This is a genomic window from Micromonospora sp. PLK6-60 (genome assembly GCF_019890675.1).
In the GTDB taxonomy this organism is placed as follows: Bacteria; Actinomycetota; Actinomycetes; order Mycobacteriales; family Micromonosporaceae; genus Micromonospora.
Genome location: NZ_JAIOAA010000001.1, coordinates 397,973 through 421,214, shown reverse-complemented (window position 1 = coordinate 421,214; position 23,242 = coordinate 397,973). Strand labels below are relative to the sequence as shown.

The 23,242-nt window shown below is 70.3% G+C and carries 27 protein-coding genes; 16 read left to right on the top strand and 11 right to left on the bottom strand.

Annotated elements, in window-relative coordinates; all coding sequences use genetic code 11:
* Positions 1–6: 6 nt before the first annotated feature.
* Positions 7–1,371, bottom strand: coding sequence for an extracellular solute-binding protein (locus K7640_RS01685; RefSeq protein WP_255607738.1), 1,365 nt, complete (start codon positions 1,369–1,371; stop codon positions 7–9).
* Between the two features lie 341 nt (positions 1,372–1,712).
* On the opposite strand from K7640_RS01685, the gene K7640_RS01680 reads away from it, so the two are divergent.
* From K7640_RS01680 to K7640_RS01670, 3 genes are all read left to right on the top strand, one after another.
* On the top strand, positions 1,713–2,447 hold the full coding sequence (locus tag K7640_RS01680; RefSeq protein WP_255607736.1) for a GntR family transcriptional regulator: 735 nt from the start codon (positions 1,713–1,715) through the stop codon (positions 2,445–2,447).
* Between the two features lie 87 nt (positions 2,448–2,534).
* Positions 2,535–3,104, top strand: coding sequence for a DJ-1/PfpI family protein (locus K7640_RS01675; RefSeq protein ID WP_222952845.1), 570 nt, complete (start codon positions 2,535–2,537; stop codon positions 3,102–3,104).
* 19 nt (positions 3,105–3,123) lie between these two features.
* Positions 3,124–3,945, top strand: a complete 822-nt coding sequence (locus K7640_RS01670) for an alpha/beta fold hydrolase (RefSeq protein WP_222952844.1) — start codon at positions 3,124–3,126, stop codon at positions 3,943–3,945.
* Positions 3,946–4,026: 81 nt separating this feature from the next.
* Here the strand turns inward: K7640_RS01670 and K7640_RS01665 are convergent, their stop codons facing one another.
* Complete coding sequence (locus K7640_RS01665) at positions 4,027–4,896, bottom strand: aldo/keto reductase family oxidoreductase (RefSeq protein ID WP_308042398.1); 870 nt, start codon at positions 4,894–4,896, stop codon at positions 4,027–4,029.
* A 124-nt stretch (positions 4,897–5,020) separates the two neighbouring features.
* On the opposite strand from K7640_RS01665, the gene K7640_RS01660 reads away from it, so the two are divergent.
* Positions 5,021–5,464 (top strand): helix-turn-helix domain-containing protein, encoded by a 444-nt coding sequence (locus tag K7640_RS01660; RefSeq protein WP_222952843.1) that lies wholly within the window; start codon positions 5,021–5,023, stop codon positions 5,462–5,464.
* Between the two features lie 70 nt (positions 5,465–5,534).
* Here K7640_RS01660 and K7640_RS01655 read toward each other — a convergent pair whose 3' ends face one another.
* Positions 5,535–5,954 carry a Rid family hydrolase gene (locus K7640_RS01655; RefSeq protein ID WP_222952842.1) on the bottom strand — a complete coding sequence of 140 codons (420 nt, stop codon included), beginning with the start codon at positions 5,952–5,954 and terminating at the stop codon, positions 5,535–5,537.
* A 92-nt stretch (positions 5,955–6,046) separates the two neighbouring features.
* Between K7640_RS01655 and K7640_RS01650 the strand changes: the two genes are divergently transcribed.
* The gene (locus K7640_RS01650; protein WP_222952841.1) at positions 6,047–6,565 is read left to right on the top strand and encodes a MarR family winged helix-turn-helix transcriptional regulator; all 519 of its coding nucleotides are present in this window, start codon (positions 6,047–6,049) and stop codon (positions 6,563–6,565) included.
* Positions 6,566–6,851: 286 nt separating this feature from the next.
* Here K7640_RS01650 and K7640_RS01645 read toward each other — a convergent pair whose 3' ends face one another.
* Positions 6,852–7,460 (bottom strand): TetR/AcrR family transcriptional regulator, encoded by a 609-nt coding sequence (locus tag K7640_RS01645; protein WP_222952840.1) that lies wholly within the window; start codon positions 7,458–7,460, stop codon positions 6,852–6,854.
* A 305-nt stretch (positions 7,461–7,765) separates the two neighbouring features.
* Here K7640_RS01645 and K7640_RS01640 point away from each other — a divergent pair, with 305 nt between their 5' ends.
* Both K7640_RS01640 and K7640_RS01635 read left to right on the top strand, forming a co-directional pair.
* Positions 7,766–8,491: a flavodoxin family protein gene (locus tag K7640_RS01640; RefSeq protein WP_222952839.1), complete on the top strand. Its 726-nt coding sequence runs from the start codon at positions 7,766–7,768 to the stop codon at positions 8,489–8,491.
* A gap of 106 nt (positions 8,492–8,597) precedes the next feature.
* Positions 8,598–9,542 carry a DUF5996 family protein gene (locus tag K7640_RS01635; protein ID WP_222952838.1) on the top strand — a complete coding sequence of 315 codons (945 nt, stop codon included), beginning with the start codon at positions 8,598–8,600 and terminating at the stop codon, positions 9,540–9,542.
* A 55-nt stretch (positions 9,543–9,597) separates the two neighbouring features.
* Here the strand turns inward: K7640_RS01635 and K7640_RS01630 are convergent, their stop codons facing one another.
* The 4 genes from K7640_RS01630 to K7640_RS01615 all read right to left on the bottom strand — a co-directional run bounded on the left by K7640_RS01630 (position 9,598) and on the right by K7640_RS01615 (position 13,083).
* A complete protein-coding gene (locus K7640_RS01630) occupies positions 9,598–10,530 on the bottom strand; it encodes a zinc-binding dehydrogenase (protein ID WP_222952837.1) in 933 nt (310 codons plus the stop codon).
* A 244-nt stretch (positions 10,531–10,774) separates the two neighbouring features.
* Positions 10,775–11,461, bottom strand: a complete 687-nt coding sequence (locus tag K7640_RS01625; RefSeq protein WP_222952836.1) for a GPP34 family phosphoprotein — start codon at positions 11,459–11,461, stop codon at positions 10,775–10,777.
* Positions 11,458–12,177, bottom strand: coding sequence for an ABC transporter permease (locus tag K7640_RS01620; RefSeq protein ID WP_222952835.1), 720 nt, complete (start codon positions 12,175–12,177; stop codon positions 11,458–11,460). The genes K7640_RS01625 and K7640_RS01620 overlap by 4 nt, the downstream gene beginning before the upstream one ends.
* Before the next feature lie 24 nt (positions 12,178–12,201).
* Complete coding sequence (locus K7640_RS01615; protein ID WP_222952834.1) at positions 12,202–13,083, bottom strand: ABC transporter ATP-binding protein; 882 nt, start codon at positions 13,081–13,083, stop codon at positions 12,202–12,204.
* Positions 13,084–13,190: 107 nt separating this feature from the next.
* Between K7640_RS01615 and K7640_RS30695 the strand changes: the two genes are divergently transcribed.
* Both K7640_RS30695 and K7640_RS01605 read left to right on the top strand, forming a co-directional pair.
* A complete protein-coding gene (locus K7640_RS30695; RefSeq protein WP_222952833.1) occupies positions 13,191–14,345 on the top strand; it encodes a histidine kinase in 1,155 nt (384 codons plus the stop codon).
* The gene (locus K7640_RS01605) at positions 14,342–14,944 is read left to right on the top strand and encodes a response regulator transcription factor (protein WP_222952832.1); all 603 of its coding nucleotides are present in this window, start codon (positions 14,342–14,344) and stop codon (positions 14,942–14,944) included. The genes K7640_RS30695 and K7640_RS01605 overlap by 4 nt, the downstream gene beginning before the upstream one ends.
* Before the next feature lie 370 nt (positions 14,945–15,314).
* On the opposite strand, the gene K7640_RS01600 is transcribed toward K7640_RS01605, so the two are convergent.
* Positions 15,315–15,782 carry a MarR family winged helix-turn-helix transcriptional regulator gene (locus tag K7640_RS01600; protein WP_222952831.1) on the bottom strand — a complete coding sequence of 156 codons (468 nt, stop codon included), beginning with the start codon at positions 15,780–15,782 and terminating at the stop codon, positions 15,315–15,317.
* Between the two features lie 218 nt (positions 15,783–16,000).
* Here K7640_RS01600 and K7640_RS01595 point away from each other — a divergent pair, with 218 nt between their 5' ends.
* The 7 genes from K7640_RS01595 to K7640_RS01560 all read left to right on the top strand — a co-directional run bounded on the left by K7640_RS01595 (position 16,001) and on the right by K7640_RS01560 (position 21,707).
* The gene (locus K7640_RS01595; protein ID WP_222952830.1) at positions 16,001–16,309 is read left to right on the top strand and encodes a GNAT family N-acetyltransferase; all 309 of its coding nucleotides are present in this window, start codon (positions 16,001–16,003) and stop codon (positions 16,307–16,309) included.
* Positions 16,310–16,340: 31 nt separating this feature from the next.
* A complete protein-coding gene (locus tag K7640_RS29885) occupies positions 16,341–16,763 on the top strand; it encodes a (4Fe-4S)-binding protein (protein WP_255607732.1) in 423 nt (140 codons plus the stop codon).
* Positions 16,764–16,866: 103 nt separating this feature from the next.
* Entirely contained in the window at positions 16,867–17,928 is a 1,062-nt protein-coding gene (locus K7640_RS01580) for an LLM class flavin-dependent oxidoreductase (protein ID WP_222952829.1), read from the top strand.
* On the top strand, positions 17,925–18,593 hold the full coding sequence (locus K7640_RS01575) for an NADPH-dependent F420 reductase (RefSeq protein WP_222952828.1): 669 nt from the start codon (positions 17,925–17,927) through the stop codon (positions 18,591–18,593). Before K7640_RS01580 ends, K7640_RS01575 begins: the two co-directional genes overlap by 4 nt.
* An 82-nt stretch (positions 18,594–18,675) precedes the next feature.
* On the top strand, positions 18,676–19,950 hold the full coding sequence (locus tag K7640_RS01570) for a glutaminase (protein ID WP_222952827.1): 1,275 nt from the start codon (positions 18,676–18,678) through the stop codon (positions 19,948–19,950).
* Positions 19,951–20,054: 104 nt separating this feature from the next.
* Positions 20,055–20,906 carry an alpha/beta fold hydrolase gene (locus tag K7640_RS01565; RefSeq protein WP_222952826.1) on the top strand — a complete coding sequence of 284 codons (852 nt, stop codon included), beginning with the start codon at positions 20,055–20,057 and terminating at the stop codon, positions 20,904–20,906.
* A gap of 45 nt (positions 20,907–20,951) precedes the next feature.
* Positions 20,952–21,707, top strand: coding sequence for a PP2C family protein-serine/threonine phosphatase (locus K7640_RS01560; protein WP_222952825.1), 756 nt, complete (start codon positions 20,952–20,954; stop codon positions 21,705–21,707).
* Here the strand turns inward: K7640_RS01560 and K7640_RS01555 are convergent.
* Positions 21,674–22,354, bottom strand: coding sequence for a lytic polysaccharide monooxygenase (locus K7640_RS01555; protein ID WP_222952824.1), 681 nt, complete (start codon positions 22,352–22,354; stop codon positions 21,674–21,676). The genes K7640_RS01560 and K7640_RS01555 overlap by 34 nt on opposite strands.
* Positions 22,355–22,596: 242 nt before the next feature.
* On the bottom strand, positions 22,597–23,175 hold the full coding sequence (locus K7640_RS01550; protein ID WP_222952823.1) for a hypothetical protein: 579 nt from the start codon (positions 23,173–23,175) through the stop codon (positions 22,597–22,599).
* Positions 23,176–23,242: the final 67 nt, after the last annotated feature.

The window sequence follows — 23,242 nt, the reverse complement described above, 5'->3', positions numbered from 1 at the left end:
GGGCACTCACAGTCCGCCGCCGCCCTTGCGGCTGCTGGAGTCAAGTACGGCCTGCTGCTCCTTGGCGATGTCGTCGAGCGCGTCCTTCGGCTTCTTCGCGCCGTTGAGAGCCGCGTTCACGTTGGTGTTCTCGATGTCGACGAGGCGCGCATACTCGGGCACGTTCCACATGTCCCGCATCCGCGGCACCGAGTCGGTGTACACCTGGTTGAACGGCCCGGCATTGAGGAACTCGGGCGACTCCAGGGCGTCCGTACGCGATGGCACGCCACCGGCCGCGGCCCACTTCTTCTGGATGTCGGCCCGCTCGAACCACTTCATGAAGTTCAGGGCCTCCGCCTGGTTCGCCGTGGGGGAGTAGGCCGACACGTGCATCCCCATGCCGCCGAGCGGAACCAGGTTCGTCTTCTGGCTCGGCAGGGTGGCGAAGCCCAGCTTGTCGAGAATCTGCTCCCGCGTGGTGCCGAGCGTCGACTCCTTCGGATCGAGCAGGCCGCCGCTCGCGGCGATCCAGTTGAACGCGATGCACGCCTTGCCCTGGGCGACCGCCGCGTTCACCTCGTCGATGAACCAGTTGCCGGAGCCCTTGGCGGTCAGCGGCTTCATCTTGTTGACCAGGACGTCCATCGCCTCCTGGCCGGCGGCGTCGTTCAGGACGCCCTCGATCTTGCGCGTCTTGGCGTCCCAGAGGTTGCCGCCGTAGACGCCGTTTACCGTGTTGTAGGTGACGGCCGCGGCGTCGGAGCCGTTGGCCTGGTGGAAAGCCAGCCCGCTGACGCCGGGGTGGTCCGCCTGGCACTTCTCGGCGACCGAGATCATCTCGTCCCAGGTCTGCGGCGGCTTGTCGCCGATCAGGTCCTTGCGGTAGATCATCGTCCAGGTGTCGCCGAGCAGCGGCAGTCCGTACAGGCTGGCGTTCTCGTCGCGTTTGCCGGTTTCCGCCTGCGGGAACTGGCCGTAGGCCGCCAGCAGGTACGGGTTGTAGGCGTTGACGTCGATGTTGTTCTTGACGAAGTCGGTGAGGTCGAGGATGTTGCCGTTCGTCACGGCCTCGCCGATGTGCTGGGAGTCCAGGATCGCGATGTCGAAGTCGGTCTTGCGCGCGGCGAACTGGGTGAACATCGCGTCGTGCCAGTTCGCGTTCGGCACGGTGTTGACCTTGATGGTCGCGTTCGGCCGCTCCTTCTTGTACTCCGCGTTGGCGAAGTCTTCGAGGGCGTGGGCGGGGGGCCAGTCGAACCAGATGAAGCTGAGGGTCAGCGGGTCCTTGGTGAGCTCCGGGATGGTCGCCGGCGCCTTGGGAGCGCTCGCCTTCGTCCCGTCGTCCCCGCCACCGCCGCAGGCCGTCAGGGTCGTGGCCACCAGCAGCATGGCCGCCGTCGCCAGCCGTACCTTTCGCCCAGAAGTGGATATTCGCGCTATTCGCTTCGGATGCCGCATCTTTTGCCTGCTTTCCGGGTGGGGATTCGGTGGCCTCGCTATGTGCTTCGCCGAGCGGTTGCGGGGTTGTTCAGGCGTGTTGCCGGGCTGTCGCGGGAGTCGCCCTGCGGGCCGGCGTCACGAGTACGCCGCGATGTACCGGGTCCGCATGGCACCGAGAAGATCTTCGGTCCACGTTTTCCTATACGATCTGGTGGGGGCGTCAGCATGTCGCAGCGCTGTGACTGATGTCAACAGGTTCCCGAAGGCGCAAGAAAGGACCTCTCGTCACGATGGACGACGATGCGATGCCCGCGCGGGGCCGTAGGGGCGGGACGCCGCCGGGCAGATCCGGTGGCCGGCTGGCCGACGAGGTGTACGACACGCTGCTCGGACAGCTGATGTCGCTGCGGATCGAGCCTGGCTCCCGCGTCACGATCGACGTCCTGGCGCGAGAGCTGGGGGTCTCGCAGACGCCGATCCGGGACGCGCTGAACCGGATGGAGGCCGAGGGCCTGGTCGTGCGGGTGCCCAATGCCGGCTACCGCATTCCCCCGCAGATCACCCGGCACCGATTCGAGGACATGCTCGAGGTCCGCCTGCTCCTCGAGCCGGCCGCGGCGCGCAGATCCGCCGAACGCGCCTCCCTGGCGCAGGTGGCCGGTCTGCGCCGGATGCTGGCGGAGATGGCGGAGCTGGAGGAGGGCAGCGGGCCCACGGCCTACGGCGCCTTCGGGCTACGCGATGCCGCCTTCCACGATCTCGTCGCGCTGAGCGCGGAGAACCAGGTCATCCGGGAAGCGCTCGCTCGCCTGCACAGCCACGTGCACCTCTTCCGGCTGCACCACGACAGCCAGGTCACCCACCTGGCCATGGCCGAGCACGAGGACGTCGTGGCCGCGATCGCCGCGCGTGACCCGGACGCCGCCGCCTACGCGATGCGTCGGCACATCCTGCGCTCCGGCGAGCGTTTCCGGCGCTTGTTCGACGAGGTCGAGGACGCGGACCCGGTGGGGGTGGAGGCTTGACGGGCGGGCGGGGCAGAGGAATGCTAGCCCAATCGGATCGGATTGGATCGCGTCCACCTCACCGCCACCAGATGCGAGGAGAAGCAGGTGCCCAGAGCGCTGCTCCTGACCGGCGACGCCGCCGAGGAACTCGACACCATGTATCCCTACTATCGCGTGCAGGAGGGCGGCTGGGACGTCGACGTCTCGTCACGGACGATGCGTGACGTGCAGCTGGTCATCCACGAGTTCGACCCCAACTCCGACGCCTACGTGGAGAAGAACGGCCGGAAGCTGCCGGTCGACGTGCCCTGGGCCGAGGTCGACGTCGAGCGCTACGACGCCCTCATCATCCCCGGGGGACGTGCCCCCGAGTGGATCCGGGTCGACGCCGACGTCCGGCGCATCACCGAGCACTTCTTCGCGCGCAACCTCCCCATCGCGCTGGTGTGCCACGGCGCGCAGGTACCAGCGGTGTACGGGCTCCTGAAGGGCCGGAAGACGGCGTGCTTCCCGCCCATCACCGGTGACATGGAGAACGCGGGCGCGACGGTCATCGACGCTCCCGACGTCGTGGACGGCAACCTCGTCTCGTGCCGGGGGTGGCCCGACATGCCGCAGTTCGGCCGGGCGATGATGGAGCTCTTCTCGAAGTCCGTCAACTCCGCATCGGCATGAGCACCCCTGGCCCGCCCCGGTGACGGCACTTCGGACGGTCCCGGTCGACGGGTCTGGAGTACACGTCCTGGAGAGCGGCACCGGGCCCGCGGTGCTGATGCTGCACGGCTCCGGGCCCGGCACGACCGGGCCCGGAGCCTGGGCGGCGACGGCACGGGCGCTGGGCACGTCCTGGCACCTGGTGGCTCCGGACCAGGCGGGGTTCGGCCGTACACCTGCCCCGGCGGGGTCCCGGGGCGGGCTCCGGCTGTGGACGGCGCAGGCCGCGGGCCTGATGGAGGCGCTCGGTGTCGAGCGCTACGCCGTGGTGGGCCACTCCATGGGCGGTGCCGTGGCGCTGGCGTTGGCGGCCGCGCGCCCCCGGCAGGTCACCCGGGTCGTGGCGGTCTCGACGATGGGCGCCCCGGGGGCGCCGCTGTCGGCCGACCTCGACGCGATCTGGGCCGCCCCCGCCGGCCCGCTCGGGGCGCGGGACATGCTGAGTCGCCTCGTCCTCGACCAGGCGCTCGTGACCGATTCGGCCGTCGACGCCCGGGCGGCCGCGATGCGAGCGGGGGCGGCCGCATACGCGTCGTTGTTCCCCCCACCCCGGGCCCGATGGGTCGACGACCTCACCCTCTCGGCGCAGACGCTGGCGGCGGTCCGCGCGCCCGTGCTGCTCGTGCACGGCGCCGAGGACCGGGTCACCCCGCTCGAAACGGCAGCCCAGCCCTTGCTCGCACACCTGGCCGACGTCCGTCTGCATGTGTTCGGCCGATGCGGGCACGTGCCGGCGATCGAGCACCCGCACGAGTTCCGGCAACTGCTGTCGGGCTTTCTTCGCCGGGACCGAGATGACTAGGAATTCCGCACGTTGGAGTTGGCGCCGGCAACGTACCGGCCGGGCAATCGAGGACGCGGTCCGGACAGCGCTGACCTGCCGCTAGCGGCCGATCTTGTCCAGTTCGGCGACGTCCTCGTCGGAGAGGACGAGACCGGCGCCGTCGACGTTCTCGCGCAGGTGTGCCGTGGACGAGGTACCGGGGATCAGCAGGATGTTCGGCGAGCGCTGGAGCAGCCAGGCCAGGGCTACCGACATCGGAGTCGTCTCCAGCCGAGCGGCCACGTTCGTGAGTGCCGAGGACTGTAACGGGCTGAAGCCGCCGAGCGGGAAGTAGGGCACGTACGCGATGCCCTGGTCCGCGAGGGCGTCGATCAGCTCGTCGTCGTGCCGCAGCGCCAGGTTGTACGCGTTCTGCACGCACACGATGGGCGCGATCGACTGCGCCTCGGTGACCTGCTGCCCGGTCGCGTTGCTCACCCCGATGTGCCGGACCAGGCCCTGCTGCTGGAGCTCGACGAGCGCCTCGAACGGCTCGGCGAGTGAGCCGGCCTGTGGTCCCGTGGCGTCACCGAGCCGGAGGTTGACCAGGTCGAGCACCTCGAGGCCGAGGTCCTCCAGGTTCTCCTGGACGGATCGGCGGATGTCCTGCGGCTTGCGGGCCGGAGGCCAGCCGCCCTGCTCGTCGCGGGCTCCGCCAACCTTTGTCGCGATGTGCAGCGACGCCGGGTACGGGTGCAGCGCCGCCCGGATCAACTGGTTGGTGACGCGCGGGCCGTAGACGCCGGCGGTATCGATGTGGGTGATGCCGAGTTCCACTGCCTCGCGGAGCACGGCGAGCGCGCCGGCGCGGTCGGCGGGCGGCCCCATGACCCCGGGACCGGCGAGTTGCATGGCGCCGTAGCCGAATCGGGTGACGGTCAGGTCGCCCATGGTCCAGCTGCCACCGGGCAGCGAAGAGGAGGAGAGCACGTTGATGCCTCTGTCTTTCGGAAGGAGGGCTTGCGGATGCCTGCTCTACTCTGAGGGGGTAACTACCCAGAAGGAAGTACGCACTTCCAGGTGCGTAACGGGCCAGATGACGGGAGACGCGGCGATGGCGACGACCTCGGCGGCGCAGCGCAGAGCCCAGGCCAAGGCCGAGTACGACGCCTTCCTGGCCGGCTGCCCCAGCCGCGAACTGCTCGACCGGGTTTCGGACAAGTGGGTGACCCTCGTCCTCTCCGCGCTCGGTGGCGGCGGATCGGCCCGGCCCGGCGCCGATTGCGCCGGCGAGCCGCGGTCACTGCGCTACTCGGAGTTGTCCCGCCTGATCGCTGGCGTAAGTCAGAAGATGCTGACTCAGACGCTGCGTTCCCTGGAGCGCGACGGCCTGGTCACCCGTCGCGTGACGCCCACCGTGCCCGTGACGGTCTCCTACGAGCTGACTGACCTCGGTCTTTCCCTGCTGGCGATGATGCGCGGTCTCAAGGCCTGGGCTGAGACGCACATGGACGACGTGTTCGCCAACCGCGCGTCGTACGACAACCGCGCCGGCTGAAGCGGGTGCGCCGGGCCGGCGAGAGGCCGGCCCGGCGCACGCGTTCCGCGTCGTGGCGGATCGTGACCGGTCAGGAACGACCCACGACGGCGGTCACCCGGATCTCGACGCGCATCTTCGGCGCGGCCAGCGTCGCGACACCGAGCACGGTCCAGATGGGCGACCGGTCACCCATCCGCTTGCGGAGCTGCTCGATCATGACCGGGCCGTGCGCCTCGCTGAGAACGTCGGGGGAGTCCGACACGTGGAAGGAGTCCACGGACACGACGTCCCGCCAGGTGGCCCCGGCCGTGGCCAGGGTGCGCTCGACGTTGTCGAAGGCCCGGACGATCTCCTCATCGAGCGACTCGGGGAAGGTCAACTGGTCGTCCCAGCCGCCCTGGCCGGAGATCTCGACCCGGTCGCCGATCCGGACGGCCTGCTGGTAGTGCCGGTTCTCCAGCATCCACGGGCCGTAGCCGGGCGTGGCGAAGAACTGTGGCTGAGTCATGGTTCGCTCCCGTCTCTGACTTCATGCTTGAAGTGAAAGGTAGCACGGAGAACTTCAACCATGAAGTCAGTGCGGCTGGGTATGGTGTCGGCATGGCAACCACCGCGACCCCGGGCCCGGACGGGGACGGCACCGACGAGACGCTCTGGCTGTCGGCGGAGGAGAAGGACGCCTGGACCGGTCTGGCCTCGCTGGTCCTGCTGCTGCCCGGCCGATTGGAGTCGCCCCTGCAGCAGGTGGCCGGCCTGTCCCTCTTCGACTACCTGACCCTCAGCCACATGTCGGAGGCGCCCGACCGGCGGCTGCGGATGAGTGAACTCGCCTACCTGGCCAACGGCTCGCTGTCCCGCCTCTCCAACGTCGTCAAGCGGTTCGAGCAGCGCGGCTGGGTCGAACGATTCCCCGACCCGGGGGACCGCCGCTACACGATCGCCGCCCTCACCGACGCCGGCTACGACGTCGTGGTCGCCGCCGCGCCGGCGCATGTGCGCTCGGTGCGGCGGTACGTGCTCGACCCGCTCACCCCCGCCGACCGACGCGCGCTGATGCGCATCGCCACCAAGCTCAAGGTGCGGCCGGTCGACCTGGCCGGGGAGGTGACCGGCCCGTAGTGGGCGCTGCCTCGTCGCGGCTGCACGTCAGACGGACGCCGTCGCGGTCGGGCGTGGGTGGGCGTACGCGGGACAGGTGAGGTAGCCGACTTCCGGCTGCTGATCGCCGCCCACCACGGCGTCGTCCTGGCCGCCGGACCCCACGCCGCAGCGGACTCCCAGTGCTTTCTCCCATTTATGCTGCGCCCGCTCCAACCCTGAGGAAGCGGGTACGTGGGGCCAGGAACACCGTGCGCGTCGCGGAGCGCGGTGGTGATGTTCCCGGAAGCCAGTACGCGGTGGCCGGCTAGAGCGGCGGCCAGTTCCGCAGGGCGGCGTCGACGACCAGCTGGAGGGTGTCGCGCTCGGCGCCGCCGGCGGCCTGCACCGCGACGCCGTTGCCGAGCGTGATGACGTACTTCGCCAAGAGCGCCGGGTCGGTCTCCGGAGGCAGGTCGCCCTCCTCGACCGCCCGCCGGAAGCGATCCGTCAGCTGGGTGCTGATGTCGGTGCCCCAGGTGGCCAGGAGGTCGCGGACCGCCCGCCCGTCCGCACCCCCCAGCAGGGAGGCCCGCAGGCTGAGGCACCCTGCCGGGTAGCCCGGCAGGGTGCTGCTCCGCACCGCGCCGTGCAGGAACGCCGTGGCCACCCGCCGGGCGGTCGGCTCGGCCAGTGCCTCGACGCCGTACGACGCGGGGCCGTTGCTGTAGCGGGCCAGGGCCTTCCGGAACAGCTCCTCCTTGTTGCCGAAGGCCGCGTACATGCTCGTGCGGTTGATCCCCATCGCCTCGGTCAGGTCGGCGAGGCTCGCGCCCTCATAGCCGTGCTCCCAGAACACCCGCATCGCGTTCTCGAGAGCCTCGTCGGCGTCGAAGCCCCGAGGCCGGCCGACCTGCGCGCTCCGGTGCGTGTCCATGTGATCGAGCCTACCAGTTCTGTACCGATCGAATCGGAAGTGCTACGGTCTTCTGTACCGACCGATCGGTACAGAATCTGCGGAGGAGAGATCCCGTTATGAGCGAGTTGACCGGCAAGGCTGCCCTGGTTACCGGGTCCACCACCGGCATCGGCCGGGCGACGGCCTTTGCCCTGGCCTCGTCACGTGGGCCCACCGGATGCGCGGGAGGTAGCAGGCTCCTTCGTCTGGACCGACGTCGAGCGTGACGACCTCCGCGCCGACCGGCGGGCCGCCAGCACCCCCGACCACCAGGAAGGACCCGCATGACCGCGTCGGTGACCGACAAGCCCGACTTCACCGGGCTGCGCGCGATGTACATCAACTGCACCCTCAACCGCTCCCCGGGCCGGAGCCACACCCAGGGCGTGGTCGACCGCAGTGCGGCGATCATGGAGGCGAACGGGGTCAGCGTGGACCAGATTCGCGCCGTCGACCACGACATCGCCACCGGCGTCCGACCGGACATGACCGAGCACGGGTGGGACACCGACGAATGGCCCGCGCTGCTGACCCGGGTGCTGGCCGCCGACATCCTGGTCATCGCCGGACCGATCTGGCTCGGCGACAACAGCTCGGTGACCCGCCGGGTGATCGAGCGGCTCTACGGCTACTCCGGCGTACTCAACGAGCACGGCCAGTACGCTTACTACGGCCGGGTCGGTGGCTGCCTGCTCACCGGCAACGAGGACGGTCTGAAGCACTGCGCGATGAACATTCTCTACAGCCTGCAGCACATCGGCTTCACCGTCCCGCCCCAGGCCGACGCGGGCTGGCTCGGCGAGATCGGCCCCGGGCCGTCCTACCTCGACGAGGGTTCCGGCGGCCCGGACAACGACTTCACCAACCGCAACACCGCGTTCATGACCTACAACCTGCTCCACCTCGCGTCGATGATCCGCCGCGCCGGTGGGTTCCCGGCCTACGGCAACCAGCGCACGGCGTGGGACGCCGGCACCCGTCCCGGCAACGCCAACCCGGAGTACCGCTGATCACGTCGCGAACGCACACCGGCGGCGGAGCACCAGCGCTCGCCGGGTGCGGCCGGGCCGCAACGACGCCCCGACGTCAGACAGACCAGGAAGGATGTGCGTACGGATGACAAGCCCGGCAACGGTGAGCTGGCCGAGCCTGCGGGTCGCGGACTGGACCGCGACCCGCGAGACCCTGCACATGTGGACCCAGATCGTGGGAAAGATCCGGATGGCCCACGCTCCGCTGCTCAACCACTGGTGGCAGGTGACCCTGTACGTCAGCCCGCGCGGGTTGACGACGTCGACCATCCCGTACCGGACGGGGGCCTTCGAGATCGAGTTCGACTTCCTCGACCACCGGCTCGACGTGCGCAGCAGCGACGGCGGCACGCGGAGCCTTCCGCTGCGGCCGATGGCGGTCGCCGAGTTCTACGCCCAACTGATGGCCATGCTCGACCAGTTGGGGATCGAGGCGCCGATCCGGCCGCGCCCCAACGAGGTCGACCCGGCGATCCCGTTCGCCGAGGACCACCAGCACGCCTCCTACGACGGCGAGGCGGCCACCCTGTTCTGGCGGCAGTTGTTGCAGGCGAACCGGGTGATCGGGAAGTTCCGGTCGCACTTCGTGGGCAAGGTCAGTCCGGTGCACTTCTTCTGGGGCGGGATGGATCTCGCCTGCACCCGCTTCTCCGGCCGGTCGGCCCCGCCGCACCCCGGCGGGATGCCCAACTGCGGGGACTGGGTCATGGTCGAGGGCTACTCCCGGGAGCTGTCCAGCTGCGGGTTCTGGCCCGGCGGGGGTGAGGAAGGCGCCTTCTACTCCTACGCCTACCCGGCACCCGACGGGTTCGCCGACCAGCGGGTCGGTCCCGAGGGCGCCTACTTCAGCACCGAGTTCCAGCAGTTCCTGCTGCCGTACGAGGTCGCCCGCGCGGCACCGGACCCGGACCGGGCGGTCGCCGAATTCCTCCGCACCAGCTACGAAGCCGCCGCGGACCTCGGGCGGTGGGACCGTTCCGCGCTGGAGGACGACCCGTTCCGGTGGCGCCACCACCTGCGGTCTGGCTGAGCCGCAGGTCGCCGGACGGGCGCGACGTCGGCTTCGGGTGCGGTACGGGGGACGGTCACGCGGTCCTCCTCGCGTGGTCCACCCGGAACACGACCCGCCCCGAGCGTCGGGGCGTGCCGCTGGCGATCCACTCGGGAAGCTCCGTCCACGACCTCGGGTCGACGTCGCCGACGTCGAGACGCCCCGCCCGTGCTTCCGCCGCGAGGAAGCCCAGCTCGGCCGCAAGGTCCGGCTCAGTACCGAGGAAGAAGCTGGTGATGGAGCGGTTCGCCATGGTGGCGTCCCCGATGAACGCCCCGTACGGGAAGTGCTCCCCAACCCCTGCCGCGTGACCGAGTGAGATCACCGTGCCACCCGCTTCGAGCAGCTGGTAGGCGTCGACGAGGGGTTGCCCGCCGACCACGTCGAGTACGCCGTGCACGCGGGCGCCGGCGGCGGCGACGCTGGTGTGTGTCTCGTGCGCTCCCACCGCGCGGATCGCGCGATGCTGGGCCGGATCCCGGGCCACCGCGACGACCCGTGCGCCGGACCGGGCCGCGAGCTGCACGGCCACGGCGCCCACGGCGCTGCCCGCACCCACGACGAGGATCCGCCTGCCGAGGATCGACCCGAAACGCCGGATGGCGCGCAAGGCGCTGGTCGCCGGCACCGGAAGGGTGGCCAGCCGCTCCGGAGAATCGTCGGCGGTCGCGATCGTGGTGTGCGGCACGGCGCGTACCTGGGCCCAGCCGCCGCCGGAACCGAGGAAGAGCACGCGCTCGCCCTCGCCGGGCCCGTGTCCGTCGGCGGCGGCGCGGAGCACGATGCCGCTGCCGTCCCAGCCGGGGATCGTGCCCGGTGGGACAGTGTCGAGCGCGGCGACGTCGCCGGGGTTGGGCGCGAAGGCGTCGACCCGTACCAGCGTCTCGTGCGGCAGGGGCTCCGGGTCCGCGACGTCACGCAGCGTTAGTCGGCCGGGTGCGTCGGGTTCGACCGTCCATGCCAACATGCTTGTCTCACCTCTCGTCGTTCGAGTCGCCCGCGTCGCCGGCGGGTGGGCTTAGGCCCCGTCCTGCCGATCATTGCCGGGCTGCGACGGGCCCAGACGGCGACCGGCGGCGTTGTCGGTTCGTCCGGATACAACACCGGTATCCGGACGAACCGCCGCCTTGCCGGACCGCCGCCTGGACCGCGCCTCGCACCGACATGATCGACAGGACAGGGCCTAGGGCGGGGTCCGGCCGGTCGGCGCGCTAGCCTCGCGGCAGCACGGTGCTGGCCACGATGGCGCTGTTGACGACCGTGGCCGTCACGGTGCGGGTCACCGCCTGCGCCGCGGCGTCGGCGCCCCAGTCGCCCCGCTCGAGTTCCTTGGCCCGCGTGATGACCGGTGACGTCCAGGGGATTTCGCGGTGGAACTGCGGGAGCGTCCCGCTCGCCGAGAGCAGCGCCACGAGCGCGGCGACCCGAGCCGGTGGCTGCGCGCCCTCCACGAGCACCTGTCGCACGTCGGCGAGGAGACGGGCCCGGCGTTCGGTCCTTCCCTCCCGCAGGGCGGTCGAACGGAACAGGCCGAGCACCTTGCGGGGCTCCTGGTCGATGTCGCCGCGGGTGATGAGCCGCTGCAACACCGGCTGGCGCAGGGCGGGGCCGATGGCCGCGAGTGCCGTCTGCACCCCTCGCGGCTTCTCCGCGAGGTAGTCCCACGCCGGACGCAGCAGGCGATCCGGCGGTGGGCTGTCCGGCACACTCCTGACCCGGCCCCGGCCCGCCGTGGTCAGGTGGTCGCCGAGGGCGAGGTCGGCGAGGACGGCTCCGCCGAGGACGTAGAAGAGGGTGTTCTCACTCGCGACGGTCCCGGAACCGGGCTGGAACAGCAGCAGCAGGAGATCTTCCGCCAGGGTCGGCGGCTTCGAATGCGTCCGGGGTCCGGTGGTCATCGGCGGGGCTCCCAGCGGAAGAGTCGGGTGGCCAGGGCGACGGCGACGACGACCCAGCCCAGGGTGGGCGCGAGCAGGAGCAGGGAGTCGGCCACGGCGACGCCGCCGTTCCAGGCGTTCCTGGCCAGTTCGGTGGCCGCGCCGCCGGGCAGCAGCCGCTTGAGCCAGGCGAGGTTCTCGGTGCCGGAGATGCCCACCCAGCTGGACACGGCGATCACGCCGAGGGTGACGGGCAGGGTGGTCACCTGGGCGTGTTCGGGGGAGTTGGTCAGCCCGGCGGTGGCCAGGGCCAGGCCGATCATCATGGCCAGGGTCGCGAGGACGGCCAGCACGAGCAGGGCGACGTTGGCCGGCCCGCCGGCGACCATGGCCAGCGCGGTCAGGATCGCCGCCACCTGCACCACCGCGATCGCGGTGGGCGGCAGCAGCAGGCCGGCCAGGATGGTGGAGTCACCGGCGGCGGTGGAGCGCAGCCGCTTCAGGAAGAGGTTCTGGCGTCGGGAGGCCAGCGTGGTGACGGCCGTGGCGTAGAGCCCGAAAGCGGCCACGGTGAACAGCACGATCGCCGCGATGTAGCCGAGGCTGCCGATGTCGGCGAAGGTCTCGTGCTGGCGGACGAAGAAGGCGGAGACGGCGAACGGGATGATGAGGCTGGTGACCAGCACCAGCCGGTTGCGGAGGATCTGGATCAGCTCGCTGGACGCGATGGACAACATGTGGCACTCCTGTGCGGACGAGATTCAGTGGGTGATGGCGCGGAAGACGTCGTCGAGCCGGGTCGGCCCGGCCTGCAGGTCGCGCAGCTCCACCGCCTGGTCCTGGGCCCACCCGAGCAGGTCGTGCAGGTCCTTCTGCAGGGCGAAGGTTTCGATCACGACCGTCCCGTCGGCGCCGACGGCGGCCGGCAGCGGCAGGAGCGGCACCGGTTCCGCGAGGCGGAACTGGATGACGGCCGGCAGGCTGCGGGTCAGCTCGGAGACGGTGCCCTCGCGGTGCAGGGTGCCCTGGTGCATCAGCCCGATCCGGTCGGCGCGCTGCTGCGCTTCCTCCAGGTAGTGGGTGGTGAGCACGATCGTCGCGCCGTTCTCGCGCAGCCGGTCCACCGTCGTCCAGACGGCGTCGCGGGACTGGATGTCCAGGCCGGTGGTCGGCTCGTCCAGGACGATCAGCTCCGGGGTGCCGTAGACGGCGGTCGCGAAATCCAACCGCCGCTTCTCCCCGCCGGAGAGTTGGGCCACCTTCCGGCCGGCCCGGTCGGTGAGGCCGACCAGGTCGAGCACCCGGTCGACGTCGTCGCTGCGCCGGGTGAGCCGGCCGATCAGGCGAACGGACTCACGGACGGTGAGGTCGGGGGAGAAACCGCTCTCCTGGAGCATGACTCCCATCCGGGGACGCACCACGCGCCGGTCGCCGGGGCTGCGTCCGAAGACACGTACGGTGCCGGAGGTCTGCCTGCGGTGTCCCTCGACGACCTCCAGGGTCGAGGTCTTGCCGGCCCCGTTGGTGCCCAGCAGCGCGTAGAGCTCCCCGGGCCGCACCTCGAAGGAGAGGTCCCTGACGGCGGGAAAGTCGCCGTAGGTCAGCTTCAGCCGGTCGACTTCGATCACGGGTGTGGTGGACATGCACCCATGACAGCGCGGCCGCGCCCGAGGCGTCAGTGGCGTGGTGTCACGACCGCGTGTGACGTGGTGTCACTGGTCGTCGCCGGTGGCCGCCGGATACTGGGGTGGTGACCGCACCACCGCCGCGCTTCACCGAGTCGACGCAGGGACGGCTGCGCCGACTCAACCTGGCGACGTCACTGCCGCCGGTCGTGATCGCCGCAGTGGTCCTGCTCTACATCGACACGCGCGCCTGGTGGCACGTCATCGTCCTGGCGCCCGGCGTGGTGGCGGGCGTGGTGGCGTTCGAACGGTGGACGGCCAACGACCTCGCCCGGTTCGCGCTGCCGTGCGTGCTCGTCGCGGCAGCGGTGTGGCCGCTGGGGGTGCTGGTGACCGGCAGCCCCAACGCGTACTGGGGGATCTGCGCCGTGGGGTCCCTCGCCCTGCGCGAGGTGCGGCGGCGGCGGGTGCTCGCGGTAACCGGGCTGTTCAGCTACGTCGCCGTGGTCGGCGCAGCGCGGCTGCTGGTCGAGCGGGACGACATCCGCGAGGTGCTGGTCCGTTACGTCCTCGTCCCGACGGGACTCACCGTGCTGGTGACGGTCATGACGGTGGTGGGCGAGCGGTTCTACGACCTCATCCGGGAACTCGAACAGACCCGCGAGCGCGAGGCGGAGCTGGCCGTCGTGCGGGAACGCGCCCGGTTCGCCAGTGACCTGCACGACATCCAGGGTCACACCCTGCACGTGGTCAAACTGAAGATCGCCCTGGCCCAGCGACTGCTGCTCGGGGACACCGCACGGGCGGAGAAGGAGCTGAGCGAGACGTACGCCCTGGTCAGTGACACCATCGCGCAGACCAAGGAACTCGCGTACGGCCAACGGCGGCTCAACCTCACCGCGGAGATCGAGAACGCGAAGAATCTGTTCGAGGCCGCCGGCATCCGGGTCCGGGTGACCCGGGAGGCCGAGGTGGACGCCCGCAGCAGCGAACTGCTCGGGCAGGTGTTGCGGGAGACGACCACCAACATCCTGCGGCACGCGCAGGCGACCCAGGTGCAGATCACGCTCGCCGAGTCGGGCATCACCATCGTCAACGACGGCGTCACCGCCGGCGCGCAGCCCGAGCTGCGGGGACTGGCGGCGCTGCGACAACGGGTGGCGGGGGACGGCGGTGAGCTGACCGTGGAACAGACCGCCGCGCGGTTCCTGACCGCCGCGGTCTTCCCACCCGCTCGTGCCGTCGCGGCCCCAACTGCCCCGGGGAAGGACGGCCGATGACCAGTATCGTGCTCGCCGACGACGAGGCGCTGCTGCGTACGGCCCTGGCCGCGCTGCTGCCGATGGAGGGCGACATCATCGTCCTCGCCGAAGCCGACGACGGCCGCAGCGCCGTCGAAGCCACCCTGCGGCACCGGCCCGACGTGCTGGTCGTCGACCTGGAGATGCCGGGCGTGGACGGTCTCGACGCGGTCGCGCAGATCCGCCGGGCGCGGCCCGAGCAGGTGATCCTCATGCTGACCCGGCACGCCCGCCCGGGCGTGCTGCGCAAGGCGTTGCGGCTCGGCGTCCAGGGCTTCGTCAGCAAGTCCGCCGAACCGGCCCACATCACCTCGGTCATCGCCGCCCTGCACGCGGGCAAACGCTGGATCGACCCGGACGTGTCCGCGCTCGCCGTCACCGAGGACTGCCCCCTCACCGACCGCGAAGCCGACGTGCTGCGGGTCACCGGCGAAGGCTACTCGGTCGCCGACATCGCCACCCGGCTCCACCTCGCCCCGGGCACCGTCCGTAACTACCTGTCCAACGCCATGCGCAAGACCCAGACCCGGACCCGCCACGAGGCGGCCCGCTACGCCCGCGAACACGACTGGCTGTGACCGGCGGATCGGTCCTCGCCCTGCGCGGCAGGCGACATCACTCGATGGATTGAGAGCGGGAAGCTCACGCTCGGTGTCATCCGCGGCGAGCTGGCGCGGATCACCGCGCAGCGCGCGGCCGACGACCCGAACCTGCACCACCTCGACGGCCTCGACCTCTACGGCGAGGCCGACTTCGCCGAACTGCCGCTGCCCGACCAGTTCCACCCGGACACCGCCACCCACCGCCGCATCGCTGACCGCTTCGCCGCGCGGGCATTCGCCCCGGACGGTCCCTTCGCGGCGTGAGGCGGCGTTGACGGTGGTGGGCGGAGACGCGGTGTCGCAGCAATGGGGCCGCGTGCGTCCGTACGATCTGGCGCGTGGCCGGTCAGTCGGGCTGCCCCTCCAGATGGGCGAGGACGCGGTCCGAGATCCTGGCGAGGGTGTCGAGTTCTTCCTGGCTGAGGGCGTCGATGAACAGTCGGCGGACATGTTCGACATGCACGGGTGCCGCCTCTTCGATCGCCTTGACGCCGGCCGGGGTGGCGACGATGAACGCTCCGCGTCCGTCGTCGGGACATTCCTCCCTGGCCACCAGCCCGCGCTCTGTCATCCGCCTGACCTGGTGGGACATGCGGCTCTTCTCCCACTCCACCACCTTTGCCAGGTCCATGAAGCGCATCCGTCCGCCACTGCTCTCGGTCAGTTTGACCAACACGATGTAGTCGGCGGCGGACATGCCGGAGTCGGCCTGGACCCGGCGGGAGAGTCGCCCGATGAGCTTTTCCTGCATGCGGATGAAACTGTCCCAGGCGGCCTGCTGTTCCGAGGTGAGCCAGCGGGGCGTTGCGTCCATGCGGGGAGCGTAACCACCTCGGGCGTGGCTCGTGCCTGCCGGACGCCCCGACGGATGCCGCCGTCCGCGCGGTAGGGAAGGCAGCCGACACCCCGGCCAACTGGTTGACGGATCAACAAACTGTCTCTAGTGTGGATGATGCGTCAACCAATCGGCTTCTGTGGGCAGGCCGCGGCCAGCGACGTGAAGCTCCACCACACCTGAGATCTGGAGGACACATGGCAGTGAAGGTGAGCGATGCCCCCGAAGCCAACCGGTACGAGGCGCGGGTCGAGGGAGAGTCCACGGTCGCGGGCTTCGCGCAGTACATCCGCACCCCGGAACTCATCGCGTTCGTACACACCGAGGTCTCGCCGGAGTACGAGGGCAGCGGAGTGGGGGCGGCCCTGGCCCGCGCCGCCCTCGACGAGGCCCGCGCCGCGAACCTGCTGGTCCTGCCCACCTGCCCGTTCATCGCCGGGTGGATCGCCCGGCACCCGGAATACCAGGACCTGGTCTACCAGTCCCGCAGCCGGGTCAGGGACTGAAGAGGCGGGCACGGCAACGATGGAGGTCGGTATGAGCAGCGGAACCGGGAAGAAGGCGTACGAGGGCCAGTCGATCACCGTGACCTTCGAGGCCGGGCGGTGCCTGCACGCCGCCGAGTGCGTCCGCGGCCTGCCGGAGGTCTTCGACCCGGGCCGGCGCCCGTGGATCCGGCCCGACGGTGCCGAGGCCGAGCGGGTCGCCGACGTGGTGCGGCGCTGTCCCTCCGGAGCGTTGCAGTACGCACGCGTGGACGGCGGGGCGGAGACCCCGGACCGGCCCACGCGGATCACGCGCGGTTCCACCGGAGAGTTGATCGTGCGTGGTGAGTTGAGCGTGGACACGCCGCACGGCGCGCGCGCCGAAACCAGAGTCGTCCTGTGTGGTTGCGGGCAGAGCCGCCGGCAGCCGTACTGCGATCACGCGGGACCCTGCGGTCGGACGCCACAGGGCTGACCCGACAACCCGGCTGACGAAAAAGGATGGTCCGAACGCCCCGCAGGTGAGGCTCTCGTGCCCCCCCGAGGTCCTGGTGAAGACATTTAAGGAGCTACACACGATGGACGCATCGCAGGTCGAGTTCGGTATCGACAGTTTCGGGGACCGTCCCCGCGACGACCGCGGGGAGATCGTCTCGCACGCGCAGGCGATCCGCGCGGCGGTGGCCGAGGCGGTGCTGGCCGACCAGATCGGCATCGACGTGGTCGCACTGGGCGAGCACCACCGGCCGGAGTTCGCGATCTCCAGTCCGGAGACGGTGCTCGCCGGCATCGCGACCGCCACGAAGCGCATCCGGCTCGCGTCGGGGGTGACGGTGCTGTCCTCGGATGATCCGGTGCGGGTGTTCCAGCGCTTCGCCACGCTCGATGCCCTCTCCAGTGGTCGCGCCGAGGTGATCCTCGGACGAGGATCGTTCACCGAGTCGTTCCCGCTGTTCGGATACGACCTGAAGGACTACGAGGTGCTGTTCGAGGAGAAGATCGACCTGTTCCATCGACTCCTGGACGAAAAACCGGTGACCTGGGAGGGCACCACCCGCGCCGCCCTGCACAACGCCGACGTCTACCCGAAGACCGACTCGGGACGGCTGCACACCTGGGTGGGCGTGGGCGGGTCGCCGCAGTCGGTGCTCCGCACCGCCCACTACGGGTTCCGGCTGATGCTCGCCATCATCGGTGGCGCACCCGATCGCTTCGCTCCGTACGTGGACCTCTACCGACGCGCGCACCAGCAGCTCGGCACGACCCCCCAGCCGGTCGGGGTGCACTCGCCCGGCTTCGTCGCCGCGACCGACGAGGAGGCCAGGGAGCTGTTCTACCCCGGCTACCGGGAGATCCGCGATCGGATCGGCGCGTTGCGCGGGTGGCCACCGATCCAACGGCGGGAGTTCGATGCCGACGTGGCGCACGGCTCGCTGTACGTAGGCTCGGTCGAGACCGTCGCGGCGAAGATCGCCCGCGCGATCCGGGTGCTGGACGTGGGCCGTTTCGACATGATCTACTCCGCCGCGGGGACGGTCTCCGCCGCCGCGCGGATGCGGTCGGTCGAGCTGTACGGCACGCAGGTCATCCCGCGGGTGCGTGAGCTGCTGGCCGAGCAGTCCGCGGTCGCGGCGCGATGACCGCTCCGGTCACCACCATCGGCATCCTGGGCGCCGGGAAGGTCGGCACCGTCCTGGCACGGCTGGCCGTCGCCGCAGGCTACCGCGTGCTGATCTCCGGCTCCGGAGATCCCGCGAGGATCGCGTTGACCACCGAGGTGCTGACACCCGGCGCGACTGCCGTCTGGCCGACCGAGGCCGCGGCGGCCGCGGACATGGTGATCCTCGCGCTCCCGCTCAGCAGGCACCGCAACCTCCCGGCAGCCGAGCTGAGCGGGAAGCTCGTCGTGGACGCGATGAACCACTGGTGGGAGATCGACGGCCCACGCGACACGGTCGTCGCGCCCGGCGTGTCCTCGAGCGACGCCGTGCAGCGGTTCCTGGCGGGCGCGCGCGTCGTGAAAGCCCTGAACCACATGGGCTATCACGACCTCGAGGACGAGGCTCGCCCCGCCGGGCGGCCCGGGCGCAAGGCGATCGCGATCGCCGGCGATTCTCCCCGGGACGTCGCCACGGTGGCACAGCTGGTCGACGCGCTCGGATTCGACGCCGTCGCGATCGGCCCCCTCGCGGCCGGCGCCCGCCTCGAACCCGGGACCGCCGCGTTCGGCGCGAACGTCGAGGCCGCCGAGCTACGAACCCTCACCGCAGCCTCGGCTACGGCCGCCTTCGACGACCGGACCTGAATGGGGAACCGCTCGAAATGACAAACGCGGGCTGTCCGGGGGAGTTCATGAGTACGGGCAGGCGAACACCGAAGGAGGGCGGATGCGGTCGGTCGTCCCTGACTATCTGACCGACGTGCTCGGGGATGTCGAGTCGGATACCTCCGGGGAGCGGGCGGGTTACATTCCCGAGCTGGCGACGGCTGATCCTGACCGTCTCGCGGCGGTCTTCGCCACGGTCGACGGCACGGTCTACGGTGCCGGCGACGTTGACGCGGCGTTCACGATCCAGTCGATCTCGAAGCCGTTCGTGTACGCGATGGCGCTGTCCGATCGCGGTTTCGATCGGGTGCTCGCCAAGGTCGGGGTCGAGCCGTCAGGGGAGGCGTTCAACGAGATCTCCCTCGAACACGACACGGGCCGTCCCCGCAACCCGATGATCAACGCCGGTGCGATCACCGCTCACTCACTCGCCGGCCCGCAAAACCTGACGCCCGTCGAGCGGGTGGACCGCGTCGTGCGGGGGCTTTCCGCCTTCGCGGGCCGTCGGCTGGCGGTCGATGAGACGGTGTGCGCATCCGAGATGGAGAACGCGCACCGCAACCTCGCCATCGCGTACATGCTCCGCAGCCACGGCATCCTCACCGAGGACCCGAGGGCCGTTGTCGATGGCTACATCCGGCAGTGTTCGGTGCTCGTGACCGCACGAGATCTGGCGATGATGGCGGCGACGCTGGCCAACCGTGGGGTGAATCCCGTCTCCAACGTGCAGGTGGTGGACGGGGCAGTGGTGCGCCAGGTGCTGAGCGTCATGGCCACCTGCGGGATGTACGACGCCGCCGGCGACTGGGCCACGCAGGTCGGCATTCCGGCGAAGAGCGGGGTGGCCGGGGGACTGATCGGTGCGCTTCCCGGTCAGCTCGGCATCGCCACCTTCTCGCCTCGACTGGACCGGCACGGCAACAGCGTTCGCGGAGTGTCGCTGTTCGAGCGGTTCTCGTCCGACATGGGGCTGCATGTGATGGAGGTTCCGCCCGCGGCGCGCGCGGTCGTGCGTGCCAATCGGGTGCACGGCCGTGGAGCGGACGCGACCCGGGTGCTCCGGCTGCAGGGCGGAATCCGCTTCGCGGGCGCCGAGCGGATCGTTCGCGAACTCGTCGAGAATGCGCCGTCGGAACCCCGGGTGGTTCTCGACGTCTCCCTGGTGCACTCCATCGACGACGTGGCCCGGCGAATGCTGCTGGAGGTCGCACGCCGGCTCACGCTCGACGGTCACGAGGTCTTTCTCGTCGACCCGGAGACGATGATCCCGGACCCCGATCCCGGCGACGGCGGCCGGCTCACCGTCGTCATGAACCTGGCCAGTGCGATTACGTAGTTTCCACCGAGGCGAAGGTTCCGCCACCGGTGCGAACCTGAGGACACGGCGCTGACCGGCGAGGAGCCGGCCGACGCCATTCGCTTGGAGAAGAGGAAGAGAACATGGGATACCTCAACGTCGGGAACGAGAACAGCACGCCGGTCGAGGTCTACTACGAGGACCAGGGCGCCGGGCAACCCGTCGTGCTCATCCACGGCTATCCGCTGAGCGGCCACAGCTGGGAGCGGCAGACGCGGGAACTGCTTGCCGCCGGATACCGCGTCGTCACCTACGACCGTCGCGGCTTCGGCCGGTCGTCGAAGGTCGGATCCGGCTACGACTACGACACCTTCGCCGCCGACCTGAACACCCTGCTGGAGACCCTCGATCTGCGCGACGTTATCCTCGTGGGCTTCTCGATGGGTACCGGTGAGCTCGCCCGCTACGTGTCGCGGTTCGGCCACGAGCGGGTCGCGAAGCTCGCGTTCCTCGCTTCGCTGGAGCCCTTCCTCGTCGCCCGTGACGACAATCCCGAGGGCGTGCCGCAGGAGGTCTTCGACGGGATCGAGGCCGCGGCGAAGGGTGACCGCTACGCCTGGTACACGAAGTTCTTCGCGGACTTCTACAACCTCGACGAGAACCTCGGCAGCCGCATCAGCCAGGAGGCGGTCACCGGCAGCTGGAACGTCGCCATCTCCAGCGCCCCCGTGGCGGCCTACGCCGTCGTCTCCTCGTGGATCGAGGACTTCCGCGCCGACGTCGAGGCGGTCCGGGCGAGCGGTAAGCCGGCGCTGATCCTGCACGGCACCGCCGACCACATCCTCCCCATCGACGCCACGGCCCGCCGCTTCCGGCAGTTGCTGCCCGACGCGCGGTACGTGGAGATCGAGGGGGCGCCGCACGGGCTGCTCTGGACGCACGCCGACGAGGTCAACGCGGCCCTGCGCAGCTTCCTCGGCTCGAGCCACGGCTGACCGGCGGGGCAGCCGTCGGGGCGCTGACCACCACAATGCGAAGAGATGACCGACGATGACAGGGTCCGGTCCGGCGGTAGCCGTGTCCCGCTCTCGTACCGGCGTCAACTGGCCCGCGAGCGGCACATCAACCAGGTGCTGCAACACGCCATCCAGCCCGCGAGCAGCGTCGTCGACGACCTCGCCGGCCTGCGGGTCGCCGTGCGATACCGGTCCGCGGACCCCGTCCTGCGGATCGGGGGAGACTGGTACCTGGTTCGTCCGCTGGCCAACGGAGATCTGGTCATGGCTGTCGGCGACGTCGCCGGTCACGGCCTGGGGGCCGTCGAGACCATGGTCATGTTGCGGTATGCGATGGCGGCGTACGCCGTCGAGGGCCATCCACCGGCGATGATCCTGTCCCGTCTCAACGCACTGCTGATCGGCGCCGGCGTCGCCACGACCGCGACCGCTGTCGTGGCGACGTTCCGGCCCAGCACCGGCCAGATCGTCTGGGCGACGACGCCAGCGCACTTCTGGCACAGCGCGTCACCTGAACGGTCGCGTCGCGCCGGGCCACAGGATCACCGCGGCCGCTGGCCGTGGTGGGTGCCGGGCTGGTCAGGGCAGCGACAGTTCTCTGAGCTGCCGCCGGGCAGACGAGCGGTTCGCCTCCGCTCGACGGAGGAGGCGTCGGCCGCCGGCGGTCCCCGCTACCCGACGACGGAGCCGGCCCAGGACGCCAACGCCCTGGGCCGGAGTGGTGCCGCGCCGGTCGGCCCTGCCGATCAGGTGATGGTGATGTCGCTGCACCACATGTAGGTCTGGTCCATGTGTGACGCCTTCCAGAGCACGAACAGGATGTGGTTTCCGGTGCGTCCAGAGGTGGAGACGTCGAACGAGATGTTCTGTGCCGGCGCGTAGCGCCCGGTCGTCTTGATCAGGTCGAGGTTGCCCCACCCGAGTCGCTGGGTGGCCGGGTTGAACCCCTGTTTGGTGACGTAGACCTGGAAGTAGTCAGCACCGTGGCTGGCCTGGTCGTACATCTGGACGGTGAAGTTGCGGCTGACGGTGGTCGTCTTCCAGGCCCCGGGCTGGTTCAGCGAGTCGTTCCTGGAGAGGGCGTTGCTGCACAGTTGCCCGTCCGGGGTGCGGGCCTGGTACTGGCCGGCGAGGCCGTCGCGCAGTTGGCTCATCCAGTTCCACATGGTGTCGGGGTTGGCCTGGAACGCCCGCCAGCACATCGGGTCCTGCTGCTGCATGGCGGGGTTCGTGTGCTGGTTGCCCCAGGTCTTCCAGCACTGGTACGCGCGACTCGCCGGGTTGATGACGGTGCCGTGTGCCTGGGCCGCGCCGGTCGCGGGCAGTGTGCCGACCACCAGGGCGAGCACCAGGACGAGCGCCTGGAGGGACCGGCGGGCGGTTGACCGGGGTCGTCCGCCGGGTTGATCGGACTTGTGTGAACGCACTGTTCATCCTCCGTTCCTCGGGGCGGGATCGGGATGGGAACGCTCCCAGGTCCACTGTTGCACCTATGAAGATAAATATCAACGCTGATCTATCTATAGTCGGATGTGGAGCGAGGTGTCCGGGATCGCCGGATCAGCGACGGGTCCGCGCGTGGCGGGCCGCAGCCGCGGCATCGCCGTACGGCTCTCGCGGGTGCGGCGGGCGGGTGCGGGTATGCCGCCCGCCCGGGCGGCCGGCGTGGTCACAGGCCGGCTGCGGCGTCGTACCGGCGGCGCTGCTCGGCCATCTCCGCGGCGGTCAGCGCCTCCTTCTGCGCCAGCGCCGCGTACCTGGCCGGGAACATCTCCCGCAGCCGGTCGACGAACCTGACGTCGGCCGTCGCCTCGACGACCTGGATGCCCGGGGGTTCGGTGGACATGTCCATGATCACGGGGCCGGCCAGCTTGACCGCCACGTCCCAGGGGCGCTTCTGCTCGGCGATTCCACAGAGGTGAAAGCCGTAGACCTCGCGGACGTCGGCGAGCGCGGTGGCCCCGGCCGGCTCGTAGCCGTAGACCCGGACCCCGCAGATCACCGGCGGCTTGGCCCCGGTGGCGCCCTGCTGGCCGCCGTGCCCGGCGTGGTGGTGCTGCTCCGGGTCCGCCTGTTCGAGCGTGCTGCGCATCCGGGCCACGATCTGCGCCTGCAGATCCGCCGGCTCCGGCTTCGGGTCGGCCCGGTTGACCAGTACGGCCGTGCCGGCCGCGGTCGCCAGCAGGATCACCGCCACCCACACCAGGCGGTGGCGGTACCACCCCGCGAAACTCTCTCGGATCGTCATGATCGCTTCTCACCTCGTCGCCGGTCCTGGTGCGCTGGCAGACCGGATCGGACGCACCCCGCGGGTC